The organism is Sphingomonas sp. BL-S-29 (genome assembly GCF_055521495.1).
This window is the reverse complement of the sequence record NZ_CM145482.1, coordinates 1013959-1032500: the sequence shown is the minus strand read 5'-3', so window position 1 is coordinate 1032500 and position 18542 is coordinate 1013959. Positions and strand designations below refer to the sequence as shown.

Here is an 18542-nt window from a genome sequence, read left to right as displayed (position 1 = left end):
GCGCGTGCGGACATCGGCGATGCGGCCGTTGAGATAGACGAGCAGCTTCTCGCGCCCTACATCGTCATTGCTGAAGAGCAGGTCGGGCCGCTTGCTGAGCGCGGTCAGCCGGTCGCCGACACTGCCCTGAGTCAGGCCCTGGCCCTTGAGCAGCGTGTCGATCTCCGCATTGATCGCCTTGTTCTGGGCGAGGCCGAGCGCGTGGATCTCGTCCGGCGTGGCGTTGGTGGTGGTGCCGGCCTTCACCAGCCAGCCATAATAATCGTCGCCATGCGGGCGCTGCCACACGCCGGGGATCTCGCTCGCATGGTTGCGGAGATCGGCGAAGGCAGCGATCTGGCGGTCGAGCGCGGGCGAGACCTTGTCGGTGCAGAGCGCCGCCGCGCGCTGCACGAAGGATACGGGCAGACCAGCCTTGGTGCATTTCTCGCCGAAGCTCTTGACGATCGACCAGTCGGCGACGGGCGTGCCGCGGATGCCCTTCAGCTGGTCGGCAGTGATGTCGATCACCAGCACCGGCGGGATCGCGCCCTTGCCGGCATCGGCATGCATGCGGCCGGTTTCGCCGTCGAGCGCGGCAGCATAGCTTTCGAGGCGCGACAGATAGGCATCGGCATCAGCCGCGCCCGCCACGTCATGCTTGTTCTCGAGCAGATCGGGCAGGTCCGAATAAGCCGCGCCGAGCTGGGTGACGATATAGGGCGAGTTGCGATAGCTGACATTGGCGTCGAGCACGGCGTTGGCGCCGACAGGCATGGTGCGCCACCCCTCTTCGGCAAGCGCATAGGCAGTTTCGGCGGTGTCGAGATCGAGCGCGGTCGACGGCGACAGGCCGGTACGATCGAGCTTGCGCATCTGCCCGAGCCGGGCGGTGCAGCGACGCGACCGGGCGAGATCGCCGGCGATACTCCGATCCATGAATCGCCCGTGCAATGCGGCGCGTTCGCCGCGGTCGAGGCCGAGCGACAGGGCATATTCGGGCGAGTCGGCCAGAAGGTCCTCGGCCAGCGTCGAGAGCAGTTTTTGGGCGCTTGCGTCGGCGGGCGCGGCCGCGGCCCAGGCGGGGAGTGCCACGGTGAGGCCGAGCGCACCCGCGCCGGTGAGGAGTTCGCGCCGTGTCGCCTGGATCATGATCGCTCCGTGTCGGTTTCGGCCGGAACGTATCGGGCGAACGGGATGGCGGCTAGGGGCCGGTGAGCGACGTCAGCGGTGCGCCGACGGGGAGCCGGTGGCGTTGATGATTTCCTCCAGTTCCGTCGGGCTGATCTCGCGCACCAGCTGGTCGCGGGTGCACTGCGCGGGTGCCTTGTCGGGTCGCCAGCGGAGCAGCCGTGTACCATGGCGGAAGCGGCCGTCAGTGATCTGGTCGTACACTATTTCGACCACGCAGTCGGGCCTGAGCGGACTCCATTGGGTGGAACGTTCGGTCGCCCAGCGGCTGGGACCGCCGGGAGCTTTTCCGGTGAAGCCTGGTGCTTTGACGAGGGGGGTGAGTTTCTTCAGCAATGCCGGTCGATCCGCGGCGGGCATGCCGGCGGTAAAGCCGACATGGTCGAGCTTTCCGTCATCGTCGTAAAGGCCGAGCAGCAGCGACGCGACACCCTTGCCGTCCGCCGTCTTGCGGAAGCCGCCGACCACGCAATCGGCCGTGCGCAGCTGCTTGACCTTGGCCATGGCGCGTTCGCCGGCGAGATAGGGCAGGCCGAGCCGCTTGGCGACGACGCCGTCGAGCGCGCCGCCCGCTTCGCGCAGCCAGGCGCGCGCGTCCGCCACATCGGCGGTGCTCGGCGACAGACGCAGCCTGTCATTGCCGTGATGGCGGTGGAAATCCTCGAGCGCGGCGCGGCGACGCTCCAGTGGGTCGCTGCTCAGATCCTTCCCCTTCACTTCGAGCACGTCGAACAGGATCATCTGCGCCGGCGTCTCCCGCGAGAGGCGGGTGATGCGGCTTGGCGCCGGGTGGAGCCGCGCCTGGAGCGCGCCAAAGGACAGGGTGTCGCCGAGCGGCACGACGATCTCTCCGTCGAGGATGAAGCGCGGGGACATGTTGGCACCGAGCAGCGCGACCAGCTCCGGAAAATACCGGCCGAGCGGCTTGCCGGATTTGGACCAGATCGCGACCTCGCCATCCCGCTTCACCGCGATAGCGCGGAAACCGTCCCATTTGGGCTCGAACTGCCAGTCCGGGCCTTCCGGCAAGTCCGAAACGAGCCGCGCCTCCATCGGCGGGATCGGCTGAGCCAGGGCGCGGGCGATATCCATCGTGTCAGATGCCGGACCAGATTCGCGCGACGGCAACATTGTCCATTGAGTTCGTTCCGCTGATGCATGTCGACCACCGCAAAGCGGCCGGGCGCGTTTTCCGTTCCGCTTCCACCGGGGTATCGCGCCGTCGAAGCGACCTGGTCGACAAAGCCCCCTGTTCTCCCCGAAAAGTGACGAAATATAGATCCTATTCGGACCTATTATTATTCGACAACAGAAGTGCTGAAGCTGTCGCTTGCTCCCGACGATATTGCATGAGAAGATCGGCAGAATCGAGAAGGGGGAAAGACACAAAAATGGCATATGCGTTGCTTTCTATTCTGATCGCCGTTGCGTCCTATGCTCCAGCAGATGGGCCGGCCCAAGGTGCGGCGGAGACGCAAGTCGGCGCGGACAAGAAGATCTGCAGGATGATCGTGCCCACCGGATCGATCATGGGCAAACGCTTCTGCCTGACCAAGCAGGAGTGGAAAGACATGAACACGCGAACGGAGGAGAGCGCCAATGCAACGCTTGCCCGTAGCGGGGCTGGGAAATGCGACGGGAAATGCTCCACGACCCCGGGGGGAATGGGGGGCTTCTAAAAGGACATGAGCAGGATACCGCGTGCCGCGGTATTTCGGCGCTCGGCAGGAAGAACGGGAAAGATATCAAATGGCCTATGCATTGTTGTCCATGATCGCCGCGGCCGCGGCTTTTGCTACCTCAGGCGCGGTTGCCCAGGAGGCCGCCGCGTCGGGGCAGACCCCAGCGCCTGCGGACAAGAAGATTTGCCGGATGATCGTCCCGACCGGATCGATCATGGCGAAGCGCTTCTGCCTGACCAAGCAGGAGTGGAAAGACATGAACAACCAGACCGAGGAAAGTGCCGGTTCTGCGTTGTCGCGGCGTGGCATCGGGATGTGCGATGGCAAATGCCCCGTCTCGGGAACCTGACCGAAGCCTCTAAAGAAACAGCCCGGTAATCCACCAAGTCAGCGCGGCGACCAGAGCAGCCGCCGGCAAGGTCACGAACCAGGCGACGACGATATTGCTGGCGATGTTCCAGCGCACCGCGGAGAAGCGCCGCGCGGCGCCAACGCCGACGATCGCGCCAGTGATGGTGTGCGTCGACGACACCGGCACGCCGCCGAAAGTCGCCATGAACAGGGTGATCGCGCCGCCGGTCTCCGCGCAGAAACCCTGGGCTGGGGTCAGTCGCGTGATCTTCGAGCCCATGGTGTGGACGATTTTCCACCCGCCCGACATGGTGCCGAGCGCCATCGCCGCCTGGCAGGCGAGCACCACCCAGAAGGGCACATGGAAGGCGCCGTGATAGATGCCCTGCGAGAAGAGCAGGACAGTGATGATGCCCATCGTCTTCTGCGCATCATTGCCGCCATGCCCGAGCGAATAGGCAGCGGCCGAGAGAAGTTGCAATTTGCGGAAGCGCTTGTCGACGCCCATCGGCGTGAGCTTGAGGCTGGTCCAGGCGACGATCAGCACCAGCACCAGCGCAAGCCCAAGGCCGACCGCGGGCGAGGCAAAGATGCCGACCACCGTCTTCAGCACGCCGGCCCACACCACGATGCTGAGCCCTGCCTTGGCGATGCCAGCGCCGAGCAGGCCGCCGATCAGCGCGTGGCTGCTGCTCGACGGGATACCGAGCATCCAGGTGATGACGTTCCACACGATCGCGCCGATCAGGGCGGCGAAGATCACCTGCGGATCGACGATCTGGGTCGAGATGATGCCGGTGCCGACAGTCTGCGCGACATGCTGGCCGAACACGGCAAAGGCGATGAAGTTGAAGAAGGCGGCCCAGAGCACCGCGTGATGCGGCTTCAGCACGCGGGTCGACACGACGGTGGCGATCGAATTGGCGGCATCGTGCAGGCCGTTCAGGAAATCGAACAGCAGGGCGACGCCGATCAGGGCGATCAGCAGGGGAAGGGAAAGCGTCACCGCGGGATCAGGCGTGGTCGATCACGAGACCCTGGATCTCGTTCGCGACATCCTCGAAGCGGTCGACGATCTTTTCCAGGTGACTGTAGATTTCCCGCCCGACGATGAAGTCCATCGGTGCATTGGGGCCATGCGCCTTGAACAAGGCTTTCAACCCGGCATCATGGATATCGTCGGCATCGCCCTCGATCCTGATCAGCCGGGCGGTGAGATCGTGCAGGCGGCCGGAATTCTGCCCAAGCGAGCGGAGCAAGGGGATCGCCTCCGCCGTGATTCGCGCCGCCTCGACCACGATGCCGGCCATGTCGCGCATCTGCGGCTCGAAGCTGGTGACTTCATACAGTTCGATCGACTTGGCCGTCCCGTTCATCTGATCGATCGCATCGTCCATCACGCCGATCAGGCTGGTGATCGCGCTGCGATCAAACGGCGTGACGAATACGCGGCGCACATCCTGAAGAACCTCGCGCGTGATATCGTCGGCGGCATGTTCATGATCGACGATCGCGGCGATATTCTCGGCGATCGGACCCTGATTGTGCAGCAGGCGCGCGAGCGCGTCGGCGCCGGCGACCAGCGTCGCGGCATGCGCCTCGAACTGATCGAAGAACCGCCCCTGCTTGGGCATCAGCGCCTGAAACCACGCGACCATCGGTATTCTCTTTCTTGCCTGGGTCCGGAACGCGGGAAGGACGCGCTGCGCCAGACTAGCCGGAATCACCGGTGCCCGGAAAGCGGCAATCAGCGTCTTCAGCTCGGGTTCGTCGACCGCCGCTGCGGCGCGGGGCAAATCGAACCAGCGGGTATCGCGCTGATGGCGCTCGGGCCAGTCGTCGACCTGCTCGACAAAGGCGACCGGATAGACCGTCACCACCAGGTCGCGGTCCTGCCCGGTGCGGCGACGCTTGAGATAGGAGAAGCGCCCGATCGGAGAGGGGCAGGCGATGCCGCGCACCCCGGCTTCCTCGAACGCTTCCTCGGCCGCCGCCTCGTGTGACGCCAGTCCCTTGATCGGGTTGCCCTTGGGAATCACCCAACGCCCAGAATCGCGCGAGGTGATCAACATCACCTCGGCGCTGCCATCGGGCCTGATGCGATAGGGAAGGGCGGCAATCTGGTCGATCTGGCTTGGCTCCGTATGTCATTTTTGTGACAGGAGAACGCAGGATCACGTCAGCGCCAACAAGTCCAGTACATCAACACCCGAGGCGGGTGGCGATGCCAGTGATGCTGTCGGCGAGATAATCCCAATCCTGCCGGCAATGCCGGTCGGGCGCGGATCGGCCGCCATATTCCATCGGACGATCGACATAGGCAGTGGCGAGCCCGCAGGCGCGCGCGGCGGCGAGATCGCTGTGATGGGCAGCGACGAGACAGAGCGCCGCTGGATCGATGCCGAGCACTTCGGCGGTGCCGAGATAGGCGCGCGGTTCGGGTTTGTAGGCGCCCGTCACTTCCGCGCCGAGGATCGCATCCCAGGGCAGGCCGCCGCGCCGGGCCATCTCAAGCATCAGCGCGATATTGCCGTTGGACAGCGTGACGATCGGATAGCGCGCCTTCAGCCGGATCAGCCCTTCGACCGTGTCGGGCCAGGGATCGAGCCGGCGCCAGGCATGCGCGAAATGGTCGCGCGCAGCCTCGTCCATGCCGGTCACGCTATGGCGGTCGAGCAGGGTGTCGAGCGTTTCGCGGTTGAGCACGTCCAGCCGCACAAAAGGTCGCCTGCCGGCGCGGCATTCCTCCATCGCCGGCTGATAGAGCCCCCGCCATTCATCGGCGAACGCGGCGGGGTCGATGTCGGGGCGGCCGAGACCAGCGAAGACGGCCGCCGCCTCGCGCGCGATACTCGTGCGCCAATCGACCACCGTGCCGAACACGTCGAACGCCAGCGCCTCGATCGGCGCCGCCATCAACTTTCCTGGTCGACGATCTCGCGCAGGGCATCGGCCAGCACGCGTGTTTCCTGCTCGGTACCGATCGTCATGCGCAGGCCCTGGGCGAGCCCCTGCCCCGGCAGCCAGCGGACGATGATGCCACGTTCCATCAACAGGCGGTAGGCGACCTCGGCGGTCAGCTTGCCTTCGAACAGGACGAGCAGGAAATTGGCATGGCTGGGCACGACGCGGAGACCCGCATTGCCGAGCTTCGCGATCTCGTCGGCGAGCCAGGCACGCCATTGGATATTGTGGGCACGGCTGTGTTCGATGAAATCGGTCGCGCCGAGCGCGGCGATCGCTGCCTTCTGGCCGGCGGTGGTGATGCAGAAGGGCGCGCGGATGCGGTGCATCGCGGCGACGGCCTCGGCCGAGCCATAGCCCCAGCCGATCCGCTCGGCGGCGAGGCCGTGGATCTTGGAGAAGGTGCGCGTGACGATCACGTTGGGCGCGTGGCGCGCGAGATCGAGCCCGCCGTCATCCTCTTCCGGCGTCAGATATTCGGAATAGGCCTGGTCGATCACCAGCATCACGTCCGACGGCAGGTTGGCGTGAAGACGGAGGATCTCGCCGCGCGGAGCATAGGTGCCGGTCGGGTTGTTCGGGTTGGCGATGAACACGATGCGGGTGCGATCGGTGACGCAGGCGAGGATCGCGTCGACATCGGTCGCATAATCCTTGTCGGGCGCGACCACCGGCCTGGCGCCGACACGGCGCGCGGCGATCTCGTACACCGCGAAGCCGTAGTGGACGAAGATCACTTCGTCGCCCGGACCGGCATAGGCACCCGCCGCGAGATGGAGCACTTCATCCGAACCGGTGCCGTAGATGATCCGGGCGGGATCGAGATCGTGATAGGCGGCGATCGCCTCGCGCAGCTCGGCCGCGCTCGCATCCGGGTAGCGATAAAGATCGCCCACATGCCCCGAAAAGGCGGCGCGCGCCTGGTCGCTGGTGCCGAGCGGGTTTTCGTTGGACGACAGCTTCGCGATCGGCGCGCCGGCATCAGTGGTGGAGCGCCCCGGTACATAGGGGGCGATCGCCATGATCCAGTCTTTGGGTTTCGGTGCGGTCATGCGGGTGCCCTAAGGTCGATCCCCGCGCTCCGCAATGCCATGGTGCCGCGCAGGCGGGCGAAAGTCAGTCGCGCGGTTTCGGCGGGCGGTTCGGGCGCGGGCCGCGCGGCTTGGCCGGATCATTGCCGCCGGGCTTGGGCGGGGGCGCGTTGGGCCGGCGATGGCGCTGGGCGTCGCGCGAAACGGGGCGCGGCGGCGGCGGGGTGCGGGGTACCGCCGAACCCGCCGGCGCAACATTATAGCCTTCCTTGAGCAGGCGCGTGAACGCGGCGCGCACATTGGTCGCGATCGCTGCCTGAAGCTCCGGCGGCAGATCGGCCAGCGTGGTGTTGGCGTGCACCGAATTCAAATCACGCAGCAGCGTGTTGGGCACGCCCTTCGACGCGGCCTTCAGCGCACCGATCGAATCGATGACGGCGGAAAAGACGATGTCCTGCATCACGTCGGTGGCTGATTTGCTCATGGGCGCGGGCACTAGAAGGATTCCGGCCCGACTGGAACAGCAAAGTTGCCGATGTCCGCGCCGTTACCCCGGCGCCGTTCCGGGGTAACGGCGAGTCGTCAGTTCCGCGGGCGCTTGCGCAGGGTCGGGCGCGGCTGATGGCGGACGGGGGCCGGGCCATTGTGGCGGCGCGGCTCGCGCGAGGCCTGTTCCGGGCCGCCTTCCATCACCTCGAACTGGACGCCGCCTTCGGCCTCCTCGCCGACGGTGCGCTTGACCGAGGCCATGAATTTGCCGGCGATGGCGCGCGGGATCTGGAACGCGGTCTCGTTGGGGCCGATGCGGATCGCGCCGACCTCATTCTTGGTGATATGCCCGCGGCGACAGATCAGCGGCAGGATCCAGCGCGGATCGGCGTTCTGGCGGCGACCGATGTCCATGCGGAACCACACGATATCGTCGAAGCCCTCGCGGTGATGCTCCTTGCCAGCGGGCTGGGCAGCCCCCTGGGTCAGCATCTCTTCCGGGGCGGGCAGGCGCGCGCGATAGGTCTTGACCAGGGCAGCCGCGATATCCTCGGGCGATTTCTGCGCCATCAAGGTCGCGGCGAGCGCGCGGTCGTCGTCGTCGACCTCGACCGTCTCGAGCAGCATTTCGAGCAGGCGGGTGTGATCGGCCTTGCGGATGTCGTCGGCGGTCGGGGCGTTGACCCATTCCACCGCGATACGCGCGCCGCGCAGCATCATCTCGACCCGGCGACGGCGCTGGAACGGGACGATCAGGACCGCTGTGCCCTTCTTGCCCGCGCGGCCGGTGCGGCCCGAACGGTGCTGAAGCGTCTCGGCGTCGCGCGGCAACTCGACATGGATGACCAGGCTGAGTGAGGGCAGATCGATGCCGCGCGCGGCGACGTCGGTCGCGACGCAGACCCGGGCGCGCTTGTCGCGCAGCGCCTGCATCGCGGCGTTACGCTCGTTCTGGCTGTGCTCGCCCGACAGCGCGACGGCGGCGAAACCGCGCTCGACCAGGCTGGCATGGAGGTGGCGGACATTGTCGCGCGTCGCGCAGAACAGCATCGCCGATTCGGCTTCGTACAGGCGCAGCAGATTGACCACGGCATTTTCGATATCGGCCGGGGCGACGGTGACGGCCTGATAGCTGATGTCGCCATGCCCGCGATCCTCACCGACGGTGGAGATGCGCAGCGCGTCGCGCTGGTAGCGCTTGGCGAGTGCGACGATCGGCTTGGGCATGGTCGCCGAGAACAGGAGCGTGCGGCGCTGGTCGGGCGTCGCGTCGAGGATCTGCTCGAGATCCTCGCGGAAACCCATGTCGAGCATCTCATCGGCTTCGTCGAGGATGACCGCCTTCAATGCACCGAGATCGAGCGCGCCGCGTTCGATATGGTCGCGCAGCCGTCCAGGCGTGCCGACCACGATATGCGCGCCGCGCGACAGGGCACGGCGTTCGCTCGATGCGTCCATGCCGCCGACACAGGTGGCGATTTTCGCGCCGGCCTTTTCATAGAGCCAGGCAAGTTCACGGCTGACCTGGAGCGCGAGTTCGCGAGTCGGCGCGATGGCGAGGGCGAGCGGCGCGCGCGCCGGCGGCAGCGTGCCTTCCTCGCCGAGCAGCTGGGGCGCGATGGCGAGGCCGAAGGCGACGGTCTTGCCGGAGCCGGTCTGCGCCGAGACGATCATGTCTCGGCCTTCGGCTTCGGGTTGGATTACCGCGGCTTGCACGGGAGTCGGCGCGGCGTAACCACGGGCGGAGAGCGCTTCGGCGAGAAGCGGGGGCAGCGTTGAGAAGGGCATGATATTCCGGATATGGGGGCACGCGGCGTCGCGGCAAAGCGGGGCCCTAGCAGATAATCCGGATTAAAGCACGCCCATGGCGAAAATGGGTCAGATGCGCTGCCGTTTCCATGCCGCGAGCAGCCCGGGCCGGGCGCTCGCGTCACTGACCCAGTCGCTCTCGCGCCGGCCCTCGATCAGCGAGACCGCCACGATCTGGGCGAAGGCGACGGGAAGCAGGACATAGCTGCCGACGACCAGGGCGGCGAACAGTCCGGTGGCCGAAACGGCGAGCATCAGCACGGTGACGATGGTCAGCCAGAAGCGCGAGCCGGTAATGCCGAACAGGGCGAGGCATGCCCCCGCACCGACCGCAAAGGCGATCGCGACGGCGTTGGGCGCGGCGACCGCGAGATAGAGAAGCGAAGCCGCGAACAGGGCGAGGCCGGTTTGGGTACGACCGGACCAGGCGAAGAGATTCTGCGTCGACATGATGCCCCCTGTTGTTGGGGAACGAACGATGCGATTCCATAACGGTTCCACGCCCATGTGAAATCGGCGCGTGAATCGCGAGGGAACTTCCGGCGGGATCGGGCGCTTGCATCCCGTCTCGCCGCACCGCGGCAAATCCATCTTCAGGGAGCCCAGGAATGAAGCAGCTGGTTGCGTTCGATCTCGACGGAACGCTCGCCGAGAGCAAGCAGCCGCTGCAGGAGCCGATGGGCGAAGCGCTGGCCGATCTGCTCGGCGTGGCGCATGTCGCGGTCATCTCGGGCGGGGACTGGCCGCAGTTCGAGAAGCAGGTGGCAAGCCGTCTGCCCGCCCGGGCCGACCTGGGCCGGCTATGGCTGATGCCGACGACGGGCACCAAGCTCTACCGGTACGACAATGCCTGGTATGCGGTATATGCCGAGCTGTTCGACGACGCGCAGAAGCAGGCCATCTTCGCCGCGTTCGACGCGTCGCTGAAGGCGACCGGATTCGTACCTGAACAGACCTGGGGCGAGCGGATCGAGGACCGCGGCAGCCAGATCACTTTTTCCGCGCTCGGCCAGCAGGCGCCGCTCGACGCGAAGGAACATTGGGACCCGGATTTCGCCAAGCGCAAGGTGATCCAGGCCGATCTGCGCAAACGCCTGCCCGGCCTGTCGATCAACATGGGCGGCGCCACCTCGATCGACATCACGCGCGAGGGCGTGGACAAGGCCTATGGCCTGAAGAAGCTGCGCGATGCGAGCGGCATCGAGCTGGACGCGATGATGTTCATCGGCGACGCGATCTTCCCGGGCGGCAATGATTACCCGGCCAAGGAGCTCGGACTGGACACGGTGCGGGTGCGCGATCCCGAAGATACCTTGTCAGTGATCGCCGCGATCGTCGCGTGCCAGAAATGAGGCCGTAAATCGCGGCCGCTTCGACCCGGAATTCGGCGGGCCGGAGCGAGAGCCCGCGTCAAACGACCTGCCCCGCCGCCCAGCCGCTGGCCCAGGCCCATTGGAAATTATAGCCGCCGAGCCAGCCAGTGACGTCGACCGCTTCGCCGATCGCGTAGAGGCCGGGGACTTTCCGGGCCTCCATGGTCTGCGAGGACAGCCCGTCCGTCGCGATGCCGCCGGCGACGACTTCTGCCTTGGCCAGGCCTTCAGTGCCGTTGGGCGTGAAACGCCAGTCGGCGAGGCGGCGGGCGGCCTCGTCGAGGCGCTTGTCGGTCTGGGCGCCGAGATCGCCCTCAACACCAAGCCGATCGGCGAGGGTTTCGGCGAGGCGGGCGGGGAGCTGGCTGGCCAGCAACTTGCGGAAAGCGGTGCGCGGATTGGCCCGCTTCGCCTCGGCCAGCCAGGCAGGTTTCAGGTCCGGCAAAAAATCGATGCCGATCGACTCGCCGTGGCGCCAATAGGAAGAGATTTGCAGGATCGCGGGACCGGACAGACCCTTGTGCGTGAACAAGGCCGCCTCGCGAAAAGCGGTCTTGCCGCAGCGCGCGACGACCTCCGCCGCGACACCGGAGAGCGAGCGGAACAGGGTTTCTTCACCACCAAGCGTGAAGGGCACCAGCGCGGGGCGCGGCTCGACGACTTTCAGGCCGAAGCGGCGGGCGAGATCATAGGCGAAACCGGTCGCACCCATTTTCGGGATTGAGGGGCCACCAGTGGCGATGACCAGAGCGGGCGCAGTGGCGGTGCGATCGCCGAAAGTGACGCGGTACTGGCCGTCGGCATGGTCGACCTCGCGGATCGGCTGGCCGAGACCGATGGTGACATTGCCGGCATCGCATTCGTCGAGCAGCATCGCGACGATCTGCTTCGCCGAACCGTCGCAGAAGAGCTGGCCGAGGGTCTTTTCGTGCCATTTGATGCCGTGGCGATCGACCAGGTCGATAAAGTCCTGCGCCGAATAGCGCCCCAGCGCCGATTTGGCGAAATGCGGGTTGGCCGAGAGATAGCGGTCGGGCGCGGTGTTCACATTGGTGAAGTTGCAGCGCCCGCCCCCGGAGATCAGGATCTTCTTGCCGGGCTCGTCCGCATGATCGAGCAGCAGTACCCGCCTGCCGCGCTGGCCTGCGGTGAGCGCGCACATCAGGCCGGCGGCGCCGGCGCCGAGGATGATCGCGTCATAGGGTTGGGGGTTGGTCATCCGTCTCTTCGTTCGTCATGCCGGACTTGTTCCGGCATCCATGCTTCCCCGAGCGTCACGGCGGTTGCGTATGCGGAACCATGGACCCCGGAACAAGTCCGGGGTGACGCGTTAGAAATGGCGCGACCTGCAGAGACCGTCACGCCACCGGCAGCCTCAGCCGGAAGCACGCGCCCGCGGGCACTTCCTTCGCGACGATCGTGCCGCCGGTCGCGGCCAGCAAGGACCGCGCGATGGCGAGGCCGAGCCCGGCGCCGCCCGCCTCGCGCCGACCCGTGAAGAACGGTTCGAAGATCCGTTCCAGATCGGCAACCGCGATGCCGGGGCCGTCGTCGGTGACCCACAGGATCACCTCGCTGTCCGCCGGCTCGATACGGATGCTCACCCGCCGCGCGCCAGCCTGGCGGCTGTTCTCGACCAGGGTTTCGAGCAGCGTCTCGACCACCTCCGGCGTGATGCGCGCCATCGGCGCGTCGGCGGCGGCGACATCGACCGCGAAGCGGTCCGAACGGAAGGAATCCGCCACGCGCCGGGCCGACGCCGTGATGTCGGCCCGCGCGGCGGCATCGATGCTCGCCATGTCGGCGCGGGCGAGATCGAGCAGCCGCTGGACCAGCCGGGCCAACCGCTCCGCATCGGCCGAGGCATTGGCGATGAAGCGGCGGCGTTCCTCCTCGCTCATTTCCTCGCCATGCTCGTCGAGCAGTTCGAGCGCGCCGCGGATGCCGGCGATCGGCGTCTTGAATTCGTGGCTGACCGCCGCCGCGAAATCCTTGAGGTAGCGCGAGCGGCGCTCGATCCGGTCGGCCATGGCCCGGAAATTGTCGTAAAGCTGCGCGATCTCGATCGCGGCGGTGACCGGCGTCTCCGGCACCGCGACCCGGCCGCGCGCGATATCCTCGCTGGCCCGGGCCAGCGCGTCGATCGGGCGCGCGATGCCGCGCGACAGCAGGGCGACCAGCACCAGCAGCGTCGTGAAGATCAGCCCGATGCCGAGCAGGATCTTGCCGCGATCCTGATAGAGCCCGACGAACAGGCCGCGCGGGGTGCGCGACAGCATGACCACGCCGATCACCCTGCCCTGGTCGATCACCGGCCGCGCATGGTGGACCCGGATGGCATAGGCCCGGCTGAATAAAGCGAGCCAGCTTTGCGCTTCATAACGACTGCGCTCGCGAAGCACGGTGCGCGGGCTGCCGGCCAGCGCGGTGCGGACTTCGGGCAGATTGTCGTAATTCACCATCACATCGTCGCGACCGAGCACGACCAAACCGTTCGCGTCGAGCAGACGAGTCGCGGTCAGGGTCACCGCCGCCGCGTCGCTCGCCATCGGCATCAGGGTACGGGCGACCATCGCGGCATGGCGATCCGGCATGCCGCGCCGCGTCTCGGCCGGGCGCGCCGGCAGGACGGGCATGGTGCGCAGGTCGATCGTCGGGCTTTCCGGCGCGAGCAGGCGGCGCGACGGATCGGGCACGCCGCCCCGCCACGCCGATTTATAGGCCGAGGCCAGCACCACGCTTTGCGAGATCAGCTCCGCCTCGGTCTGCTGGACGATGGTGTTTTCATAGACGCGCAGGAACAGGGCGGCGACGCCGGGAAGCGCGGCGACGAACAACAGGGTGCCGAGCAGGATCGAGCGCAGCCTGAGCTTCGGCCAATGCGCTTTGGCAAAGCTCTTGAGCGCTCCGATCAACGACAGGCGCCGATCCGGTAGCCGATGCCGGCGCGCGTCTCGATCAGGTCGGCCGCACCGAATTTCGCGCGCAGGTTGCGGACATGGCTGTCGATCGTCCGGTCGGTAATGGCGAAGCCGGGGCCGTGCAGCCGGTCGATGATCGCATCGCGGGTATAGACCTTGGCCGGATTGGCGGCGAGCAGCAGCAGGAGCTGGAATTCGGTGGCGGTCAGCGGCACCGGCGCGCCGTCCCAGCGCGCTTCCCAGCCCTCGGTATCGAGCGTCAGGCGGTTGCGGGTCACATTCTCGGGCTCGGGCGGCGGCGCGCCGCGCTTAAGGATGGCGCCGACCCGGGCGACCACTTCGCGCGGCGAGAAGGGCTTCACGACATAATCGTCGCCGCCGATCTCGATGCCGACGATCCGGTCGATCTCGTCGTCGCGCGAGGAAAGGAACAGGATCGGCAACGCTGCCCCTGCCCCGCCCGCGGCGCGCAGCCGGCGGCACAGGTCCAGGCCGTTCAGGCGTGGCATGTTGATGTCGAGCACCATCAGGTCGGGCATCTCGCGGCCGATCGTCTCGAACGCTTCCTGGCCGTCCGCCGCCTCGCTCGGCCGCATGCCGGCCTTGCCCAGCGCGAAGACGAGCAGCTCGCGGATATGGGGATCGTCGTCGACGACGAGGATGCGGTGGCTCATGGGTTTCATTGTGGTCCTGTCGCGCTAGCGGTCAACGGCTCAATCCTTCGTCATGCCCGATCTGGTCTAGGCGGGCTCCATCGACGCCTCATCCGGCGCATGTGGAGAAATCGTGCAGAGGCGCGGCCTTCCCAAATCCTTCCATCCCGCCTAGAGCGCTCGCCATACCCAATCCTCGAAAGGACTCTCCATGCGTGAAGCTGCCATTGTCGCCACGGCCCGTACCCCGATCGGCAAGGCGTATCGCGGGGCGTTCAACATCACTGAGGCGCCGGTGCTGGCCGGGCATGTGATGAACGCCGCGGTGGCGCGTGCCGGGATCGATCCGGCGCGGATCGACGAAGTATTCTGGGGCGTCGGCGGGCAATGGGGCACGCAGGGCGGCAATGCCGGGCGGATGGCGATCTTCGCCGGCGGCTTGCCCGAAAGCGTGCCGGCCTTTTCGCTCGACCGGAAATGCGGATCGGGGCTGACCGCGGTGGCGCTCGCGGCGCGATCGATCATGTGCGACGAGATGGACGTGGCGCTGGCCGGGGGCATGGAATCGATCAGCCTGACGGTGACCAAGGACGCGCCGCGCTTCATCAACAAGTCAGTGATCGCGAAGGAGCCGGCCGCCTATATCCCGATGATCGAGACCGCCGAGATCGTCGCCGAACGTTACGGCATCAGCCGCGAGGCGCAGGACGCCTATGGCGCGCAGAGCCAGCAACGCGCGGCAGCCGGACTGGAGCGGGGTGCGTTCGCTGAGGAGATCGCCCCGATCACGGTCGACAAGGCCGTGTTCGACAAGGAGGGCAACCGCACCGGCACCGAGACAGTGACCGTGTCGCGGGATGAGGGCATTCGCGCCGGGACGACGGTAGAGGCGCTGCGCGGGCTGAAGACGGTGTGGTCCGGCGGCGAATTCACCGGGCCGGGATCGAACATCACCGCGGGCAATGCCAGCCAGCTGTCCGACGGCGCCTCGGCGCAGATCCTGATGGACCGGGCGACCGCCGAGGCCGAGGGCAAGGAGATTCTCGGCATCTATCGCGGTTTCCAGGCGGCCGGGTGCGGGCCGGACGAGATGGGCATCGGCCCGATCTTCGCGATCCCCAAGCTGCTGGCGCGGGCCGGGCTGTCGGTCGCGGATATCGGGTTGTGGGAACTGAACGAGGCGTTCGCCAGCCAGTGCCTTTATTGCCGCGATCATCTCGGCATCGATCCGGACAAGTACAACGTCAATGGCGGCGCGATCGCGGTGGGGCATCCGTTCGGCATGACCGGGTCGCGGCTGGTCGGCCATGCGCTGATCGAAGGGCGCAAGCGCGGGGTGCGTTATGTCGTGGTGTCGATGTGCACTGCCGGCGGCATGGGCGCGGCGGGGTTGTTCGAGATCGTCTGAACGGGGCGAGATACCCCTCAGGGAGGCCCGGCACTACGGCTGGGGCGGCGCGGCCGATGGCGGTTGGGACGGTGGAGCCGTTGGCGCGGCGGCGGGATCGTCCGCCGGTGCCGGCGCGGCAGGAGGCACCTGCGTCGATTGCGGGAAGACCGCTTCGACGGGGGTGATCGCCGGGCGAGGCTGTTTGCCGCCCTTGCCATGCAATGCGTCGATCTCGGCCTGGCGACGGTTCAGATAATAAGCGCGCGCGGCCGCATAGGGATCGGGATAATCCTCGCGCAGCTTGTTGAGCTGCTCGTCGAACTCGGCGCGATAATCGACCGCACTGAGGACCCCGCTCGGAATGGAATAATAGGTTTTGTCGAATGGCGTGCCCACCGCGATGGGCAACACGAGGCGGTCGACGCCGCCCCCGATCAGGTCGCGCAGGGTCGTTGGCCCGATCAGCGGCACGAACAGGAAGGGGCCTGGCTTCACGCCATAATAGCCGAGCGTATTGGCAAACCCGTTCGGACGGCGCGGCAGGTTGATCGATTGGAGCTTCGCGACATCGACCAGTCCACCGACGCCAATGGTGGAATTGATCGCGAAACGCCCGGCCGTTTCCGCGGCCTTGCCCGGCTTGAGCTGCAGCAGGAAGTTCAGGAACACCACCGGCTCGCGCAGATTGTTGAGAACGTTGCGCAGGCCGGTGCGGATTGGTTTGGGGACAGCGCGCTTATAGGTCAGCGCCACCGGGCCGACCAGGACCCGGTCGACCTTCTGGGTGGCGGCGAAGGAATCGGCGTTCACCTGCTGCAGCGGATCTCCGGCGACGACATGTGGACGCGCGGTGACCACGATGTCGCCGCCTTGCGTGGTGGAATGTCGCACTGGCGGGGTAGCGGCTGTCGGCGGTGCCGGAACCGCAGGGACCTCCTGTTCCGCAGCCGGAGATTTTGCCGGCACGGGCGGGAGGGGCGGGTCCTGATCGACGACGGCGATGGTCGCCGGCGCTGTCGCGGGCTGGATCGGGTCGGGGCTTGAAGAGATGCCGGTCAGCAGCAGGGCAGCAATGGCGCTGATCGCCATGCTCATCGAACAGCCCGGTTGGACAGGGCCGATATCGCCTGGACAGGACGCGCGGCGCAGCGCTTGCCGAAGCCACCCCTTGACGCGACCATCAAGCCACCCCTTTGCCCGCCATCCCCAAGACAGGAACCACTATCGGTTCTGTCACGGGACCGTCATGTTCTATCAGGCAAATTATCGGAAAGGTAAACTCGGCACCTGCAAATTTCCGCCCTCGTTCAACGGCCCTGCGCTGAAGGCTTCAGCCATTCCCGCCAAGCGCTTCCTTGACCGCGACCTCGGAGGCCGCGTGGAGCGCCCAGAAATCGCGGACAGGCTCGCCGGTGAATTTCGACATCAGCACCGCGAGATGCGCGTGCCAGCCGCCACCGAAATCGGCCATGCCGGCGGGGCCGGAAATGCCGCTATGCGTCAGCACCAGCCGGGTCTTGTCGCCCATCGCGGTCAGTTCGAACCGGGCCTCGCCTTCCTTGCCGCCGTCCCAGCTCCAGGCGACCAGATGCGGCGCCTCGAACGCCGTCACCCGCTCATGCGACACGGCGCCGCGATGCGCGCAATATTTCTCGGGATAGGACACATCGTCGGCCGAGAGATTGTCGTGATCGAAAACGAGCTCGACCTGGCCGCCGACCTGCGGTTCGAGCGTGCCGCCGGCGAACCACAAGGCGCGCAGATCGGCATCGACCAGATATTTCCACACGGTGTCGATCGGCGCGTCGAGCACGCGTTCGAGGCGGATCGTGCCGGGGGCAGTCTTTTCGATGGCAGGCATGGTCATTCCTCCAGAGCCGTGGCGAGCGAGTCGAGAATCATGGTCCAGCCCTTGCGGGTCTGTTCCTCATAGGCGGACCATGCGGGGTCCATCTCGTGCGTGAGAGTCAGCGTCGCGCCTTGCCCTTTCGCCACGATGTCGATCGATACTCGGGTCCATTCGCCTTCCTCCGCCGGATCCGCCGCGAACAGGAAGACCAGGCGGCGCGGGCGATCGATCTCCTCATAGCGGAGGCGGTGATGGGCATCGCCCGAAGCGCGACGCTCGACGATCAGCGCGCGGCCGCCGACACGGGCATCGATCTCGACCGTGCACATCTCGCCATCAGGTGTTTTGAACAGGAACTGCCCCGCCTTTTCGGGGTCGAGCCACGCATCGAACACGGCCTCCGGCGCGGCGTCGAAATCGCGGGTGATGGTGAGGATGACGGGTGCGGTCATTCTGCTCTCTCCTTCTCGGCCTTGAGCAGCTCGTCGAGGATGTCGAGCCGCCCGGTCCAGAACGCCTCCCATTGGCGCAGCCAGGCCTGGGCCTCGCGCAGCGGCTCCGCCTTCAACCGGCACAGCTGTTGCCGGCCGGCCTTGCGGCGTTCGACCAGCCCGGCGCGCTCCAGCGCCTGGACATGTTTCGAGGCGCCGGCGAAACTCATCGCATGCGGCGCGGCGAGCTCGCCAATGCTGCGCTCGCCGCCGGACAGGCTGGCGAGCATTGCACGCCGGGTCGGGTCGGCGAGGGCGGCGAAGGTGATGTCGAGTCGTTCAACCATGTGGTTTAATATTGCCGCGCAAGCCCGAACTGTCAACTAATCGGTTGAATAATTCTTCTTCGCCTCGCGGCCTTGCAGGCGC

The 18542-nt window shown here is 66.6% G+C and carries 20 protein-coding genes (1 of these 20 running past the window's edge); 4 read left to right on the top strand and 16 right to left on the bottom strand.

All coding sequences use genetic code 11. From position 1 onward, the window contains the following. Window positions 1-1131, bottom strand: the 5' portion of a protein-coding gene (locus tag ACZ1I2_RS05020) for a DUF885 domain-containing protein (protein ID WP_465174923.1). 708 nt of this gene lie to the left of the window's left edge; 1131 of the gene's 1839 nt are visible here — the first part of the coding sequence; the start codon lies at window positions 1129-1131; its stop codon lies beyond the left edge, outside the window. Between the two features lie 72 nt (window positions 1132-1203). Further along, a complete protein-coding gene (locus ACZ1I2_RS05015; protein ID WP_465174924.1) occupies window positions 1204-2262 on the bottom strand; it encodes an ATP-dependent DNA ligase in 1059 nt (352 codons plus the stop codon). 8 nt (window positions 2263-2270) lie between these two features. Between ACZ1I2_RS05015 and ACZ1I2_RS05010 the strand changes: the two genes are divergently transcribed. Beyond that, entirely contained in the window at window positions 2271-2849 is a 579-nt protein-coding gene (locus ACZ1I2_RS05010; protein ID WP_465174925.1) for a hypothetical protein, read from the top strand. A gap of 70 nt (window positions 2850-2919) precedes the next feature. Then, the gene (locus tag ACZ1I2_RS05005) at window positions 2920-3201 is read left to right on the top strand and encodes a hypothetical protein (RefSeq protein WP_465174926.1); all 282 of its coding nucleotides are present in this window, start codon (window positions 2920-2922) and stop codon (window positions 3199-3201) included. Window positions 3202-3210: 9 nt separating this feature from the next. On the opposite strand, the gene ACZ1I2_RS05000 is transcribed toward ACZ1I2_RS05005, so the two are convergent. The 7 genes from ACZ1I2_RS05000 to ACZ1I2_RS04970 form a co-directional block, all read right to left on the bottom strand. After that, entirely contained in the window at window positions 3211-4209 is a 999-nt protein-coding gene (locus ACZ1I2_RS05000) for an anion permease (protein WP_465174927.1), read from the bottom strand. Between the two features lie 7 nt (window positions 4210-4216). After that, window positions 4217-5332, bottom strand: a complete 1116-nt coding sequence (locus ACZ1I2_RS04995) for a DUF47 family protein (protein ID WP_465173998.1) — start codon at window positions 5330-5332, stop codon at window positions 4217-4219. Window positions 5333-5405: 73 nt separating this feature from the next. Next, window positions 5406-6119, bottom strand: a complete 714-nt coding sequence (locus tag ACZ1I2_RS04990) for a haloacid dehalogenase type II (protein ID WP_465174928.1) — start codon at window positions 6117-6119, stop codon at window positions 5406-5408. Beyond that, on the bottom strand, window positions 6119-7219 hold the full coding sequence (gene hisC / locus ACZ1I2_RS04985) for a histidinol-phosphate transaminase (RefSeq protein WP_465174929.1): 1101 nt from the start codon (window positions 7217-7219) through the stop codon (window positions 6119-6121). Before hisC ends, ACZ1I2_RS04990 begins: the two co-directional genes overlap by 1 nt. Before the next feature lie 64 nt (window positions 7220-7283). Further along, complete coding sequence (locus ACZ1I2_RS04980) at window positions 7284-7682, bottom strand: hypothetical protein (RefSeq protein ID WP_465170782.1); 399 nt, start codon at window positions 7680-7682, stop codon at window positions 7284-7286. Between the two features lie 98 nt (window positions 7683-7780). Next, complete coding sequence (locus ACZ1I2_RS04975) at window positions 7781-9475, bottom strand: DEAD/DEAH box helicase (RefSeq protein ID WP_465170783.1); 1695 nt, start codon at window positions 9473-9475, stop codon at window positions 7781-7783. Between the two features lie 90 nt (window positions 9476-9565). Further along, window positions 9566-9946, bottom strand: coding sequence for a hypothetical protein (locus tag ACZ1I2_RS04970; protein ID WP_465170784.1), 381 nt, complete (start codon window positions 9944-9946; stop codon window positions 9566-9568). A 158-nt stretch (window positions 9947-10104) separates the two neighbouring features. Here ACZ1I2_RS04970 and ACZ1I2_RS04965 point away from each other — a divergent pair, with 158 nt between their 5' ends. Continuing rightward, window positions 10105-10848 (top strand): HAD-IIB family hydrolase, encoded by a 744-nt coding sequence (locus ACZ1I2_RS04965; RefSeq protein WP_465170785.1) that lies wholly within the window; start codon window positions 10105-10107, stop codon window positions 10846-10848. A gap of 58 nt (window positions 10849-10906) precedes the next feature. Here ACZ1I2_RS04965 and ACZ1I2_RS04960 read toward each other — a convergent pair whose 3' ends face one another. The 3 genes from ACZ1I2_RS04960 to ACZ1I2_RS04950 form a co-directional block, all read right to left on the bottom strand. Then, a complete protein-coding gene (locus ACZ1I2_RS04960; protein WP_465174930.1) occupies window positions 10907-12088 on the bottom strand; it encodes a BaiN/RdsA family NAD(P)/FAD-dependent oxidoreductase in 1182 nt (393 codons plus the stop codon). A gap of 139 nt (window positions 12089-12227) precedes the next feature. Further along, window positions 12228-13784, bottom strand: coding sequence for a sensor histidine kinase (locus ACZ1I2_RS04955; protein WP_465170787.1), 1557 nt, complete (start codon window positions 13782-13784; stop codon window positions 12228-12230). After that, complete coding sequence (locus ACZ1I2_RS04950) at window positions 13781-14473, bottom strand: response regulator transcription factor (RefSeq protein WP_465170788.1); 693 nt, start codon at window positions 14471-14473, stop codon at window positions 13781-13783. Before ACZ1I2_RS04950 ends, ACZ1I2_RS04955 begins: the two co-directional genes overlap by 4 nt. Before the next feature lie 181 nt (window positions 14474-14654). On the opposite strand from ACZ1I2_RS04950, the gene ACZ1I2_RS04945 reads away from it, so the two are divergent. Then, complete coding sequence (locus ACZ1I2_RS04945) at window positions 14655-15851, top strand: acetyl-CoA C-acyltransferase (RefSeq protein ID WP_465174931.1); 1197 nt, start codon at window positions 14655-14657, stop codon at window positions 15849-15851. Window positions 15852-15884: 33 nt separating this feature from the next. On the opposite strand, the gene ACZ1I2_RS04940 is transcribed toward ACZ1I2_RS04945, so the two are convergent. From ACZ1I2_RS04940 to ACZ1I2_RS04925, 4 genes are all read right to left on the bottom strand, one after another. After that, entirely contained in the window at window positions 15885-16928 is a 1044-nt protein-coding gene (locus ACZ1I2_RS04940; RefSeq protein ID WP_465174932.1) for an MlaA family lipoprotein, read from the bottom strand. 235 nt (window positions 16929-17163) lie between these two features. Continuing rightward, complete coding sequence (locus ACZ1I2_RS04935; protein ID WP_465174933.1) at window positions 17164-17694, bottom strand: SRPBCC family protein; 531 nt, start codon at window positions 17692-17694, stop codon at window positions 17164-17166. Window positions 17695-17696: 2 nt separating this feature from the next. Next, window positions 17697-18134: an SRPBCC family protein gene (locus ACZ1I2_RS04930; protein WP_465174934.1), complete on the bottom strand. Its 438-nt coding sequence runs from the start codon at window positions 18132-18134 to the stop codon at window positions 17697-17699. Then, a complete protein-coding gene (locus ACZ1I2_RS04925; RefSeq protein ID WP_465174935.1) occupies window positions 18131-18460 on the bottom strand; it encodes an ArsR/SmtB family transcription factor in 330 nt (109 codons plus the stop codon). Before ACZ1I2_RS04925 ends, ACZ1I2_RS04930 begins: the two co-directional genes overlap by 4 nt. Window positions 18461-18542: the final 82 nt, after the last annotated feature.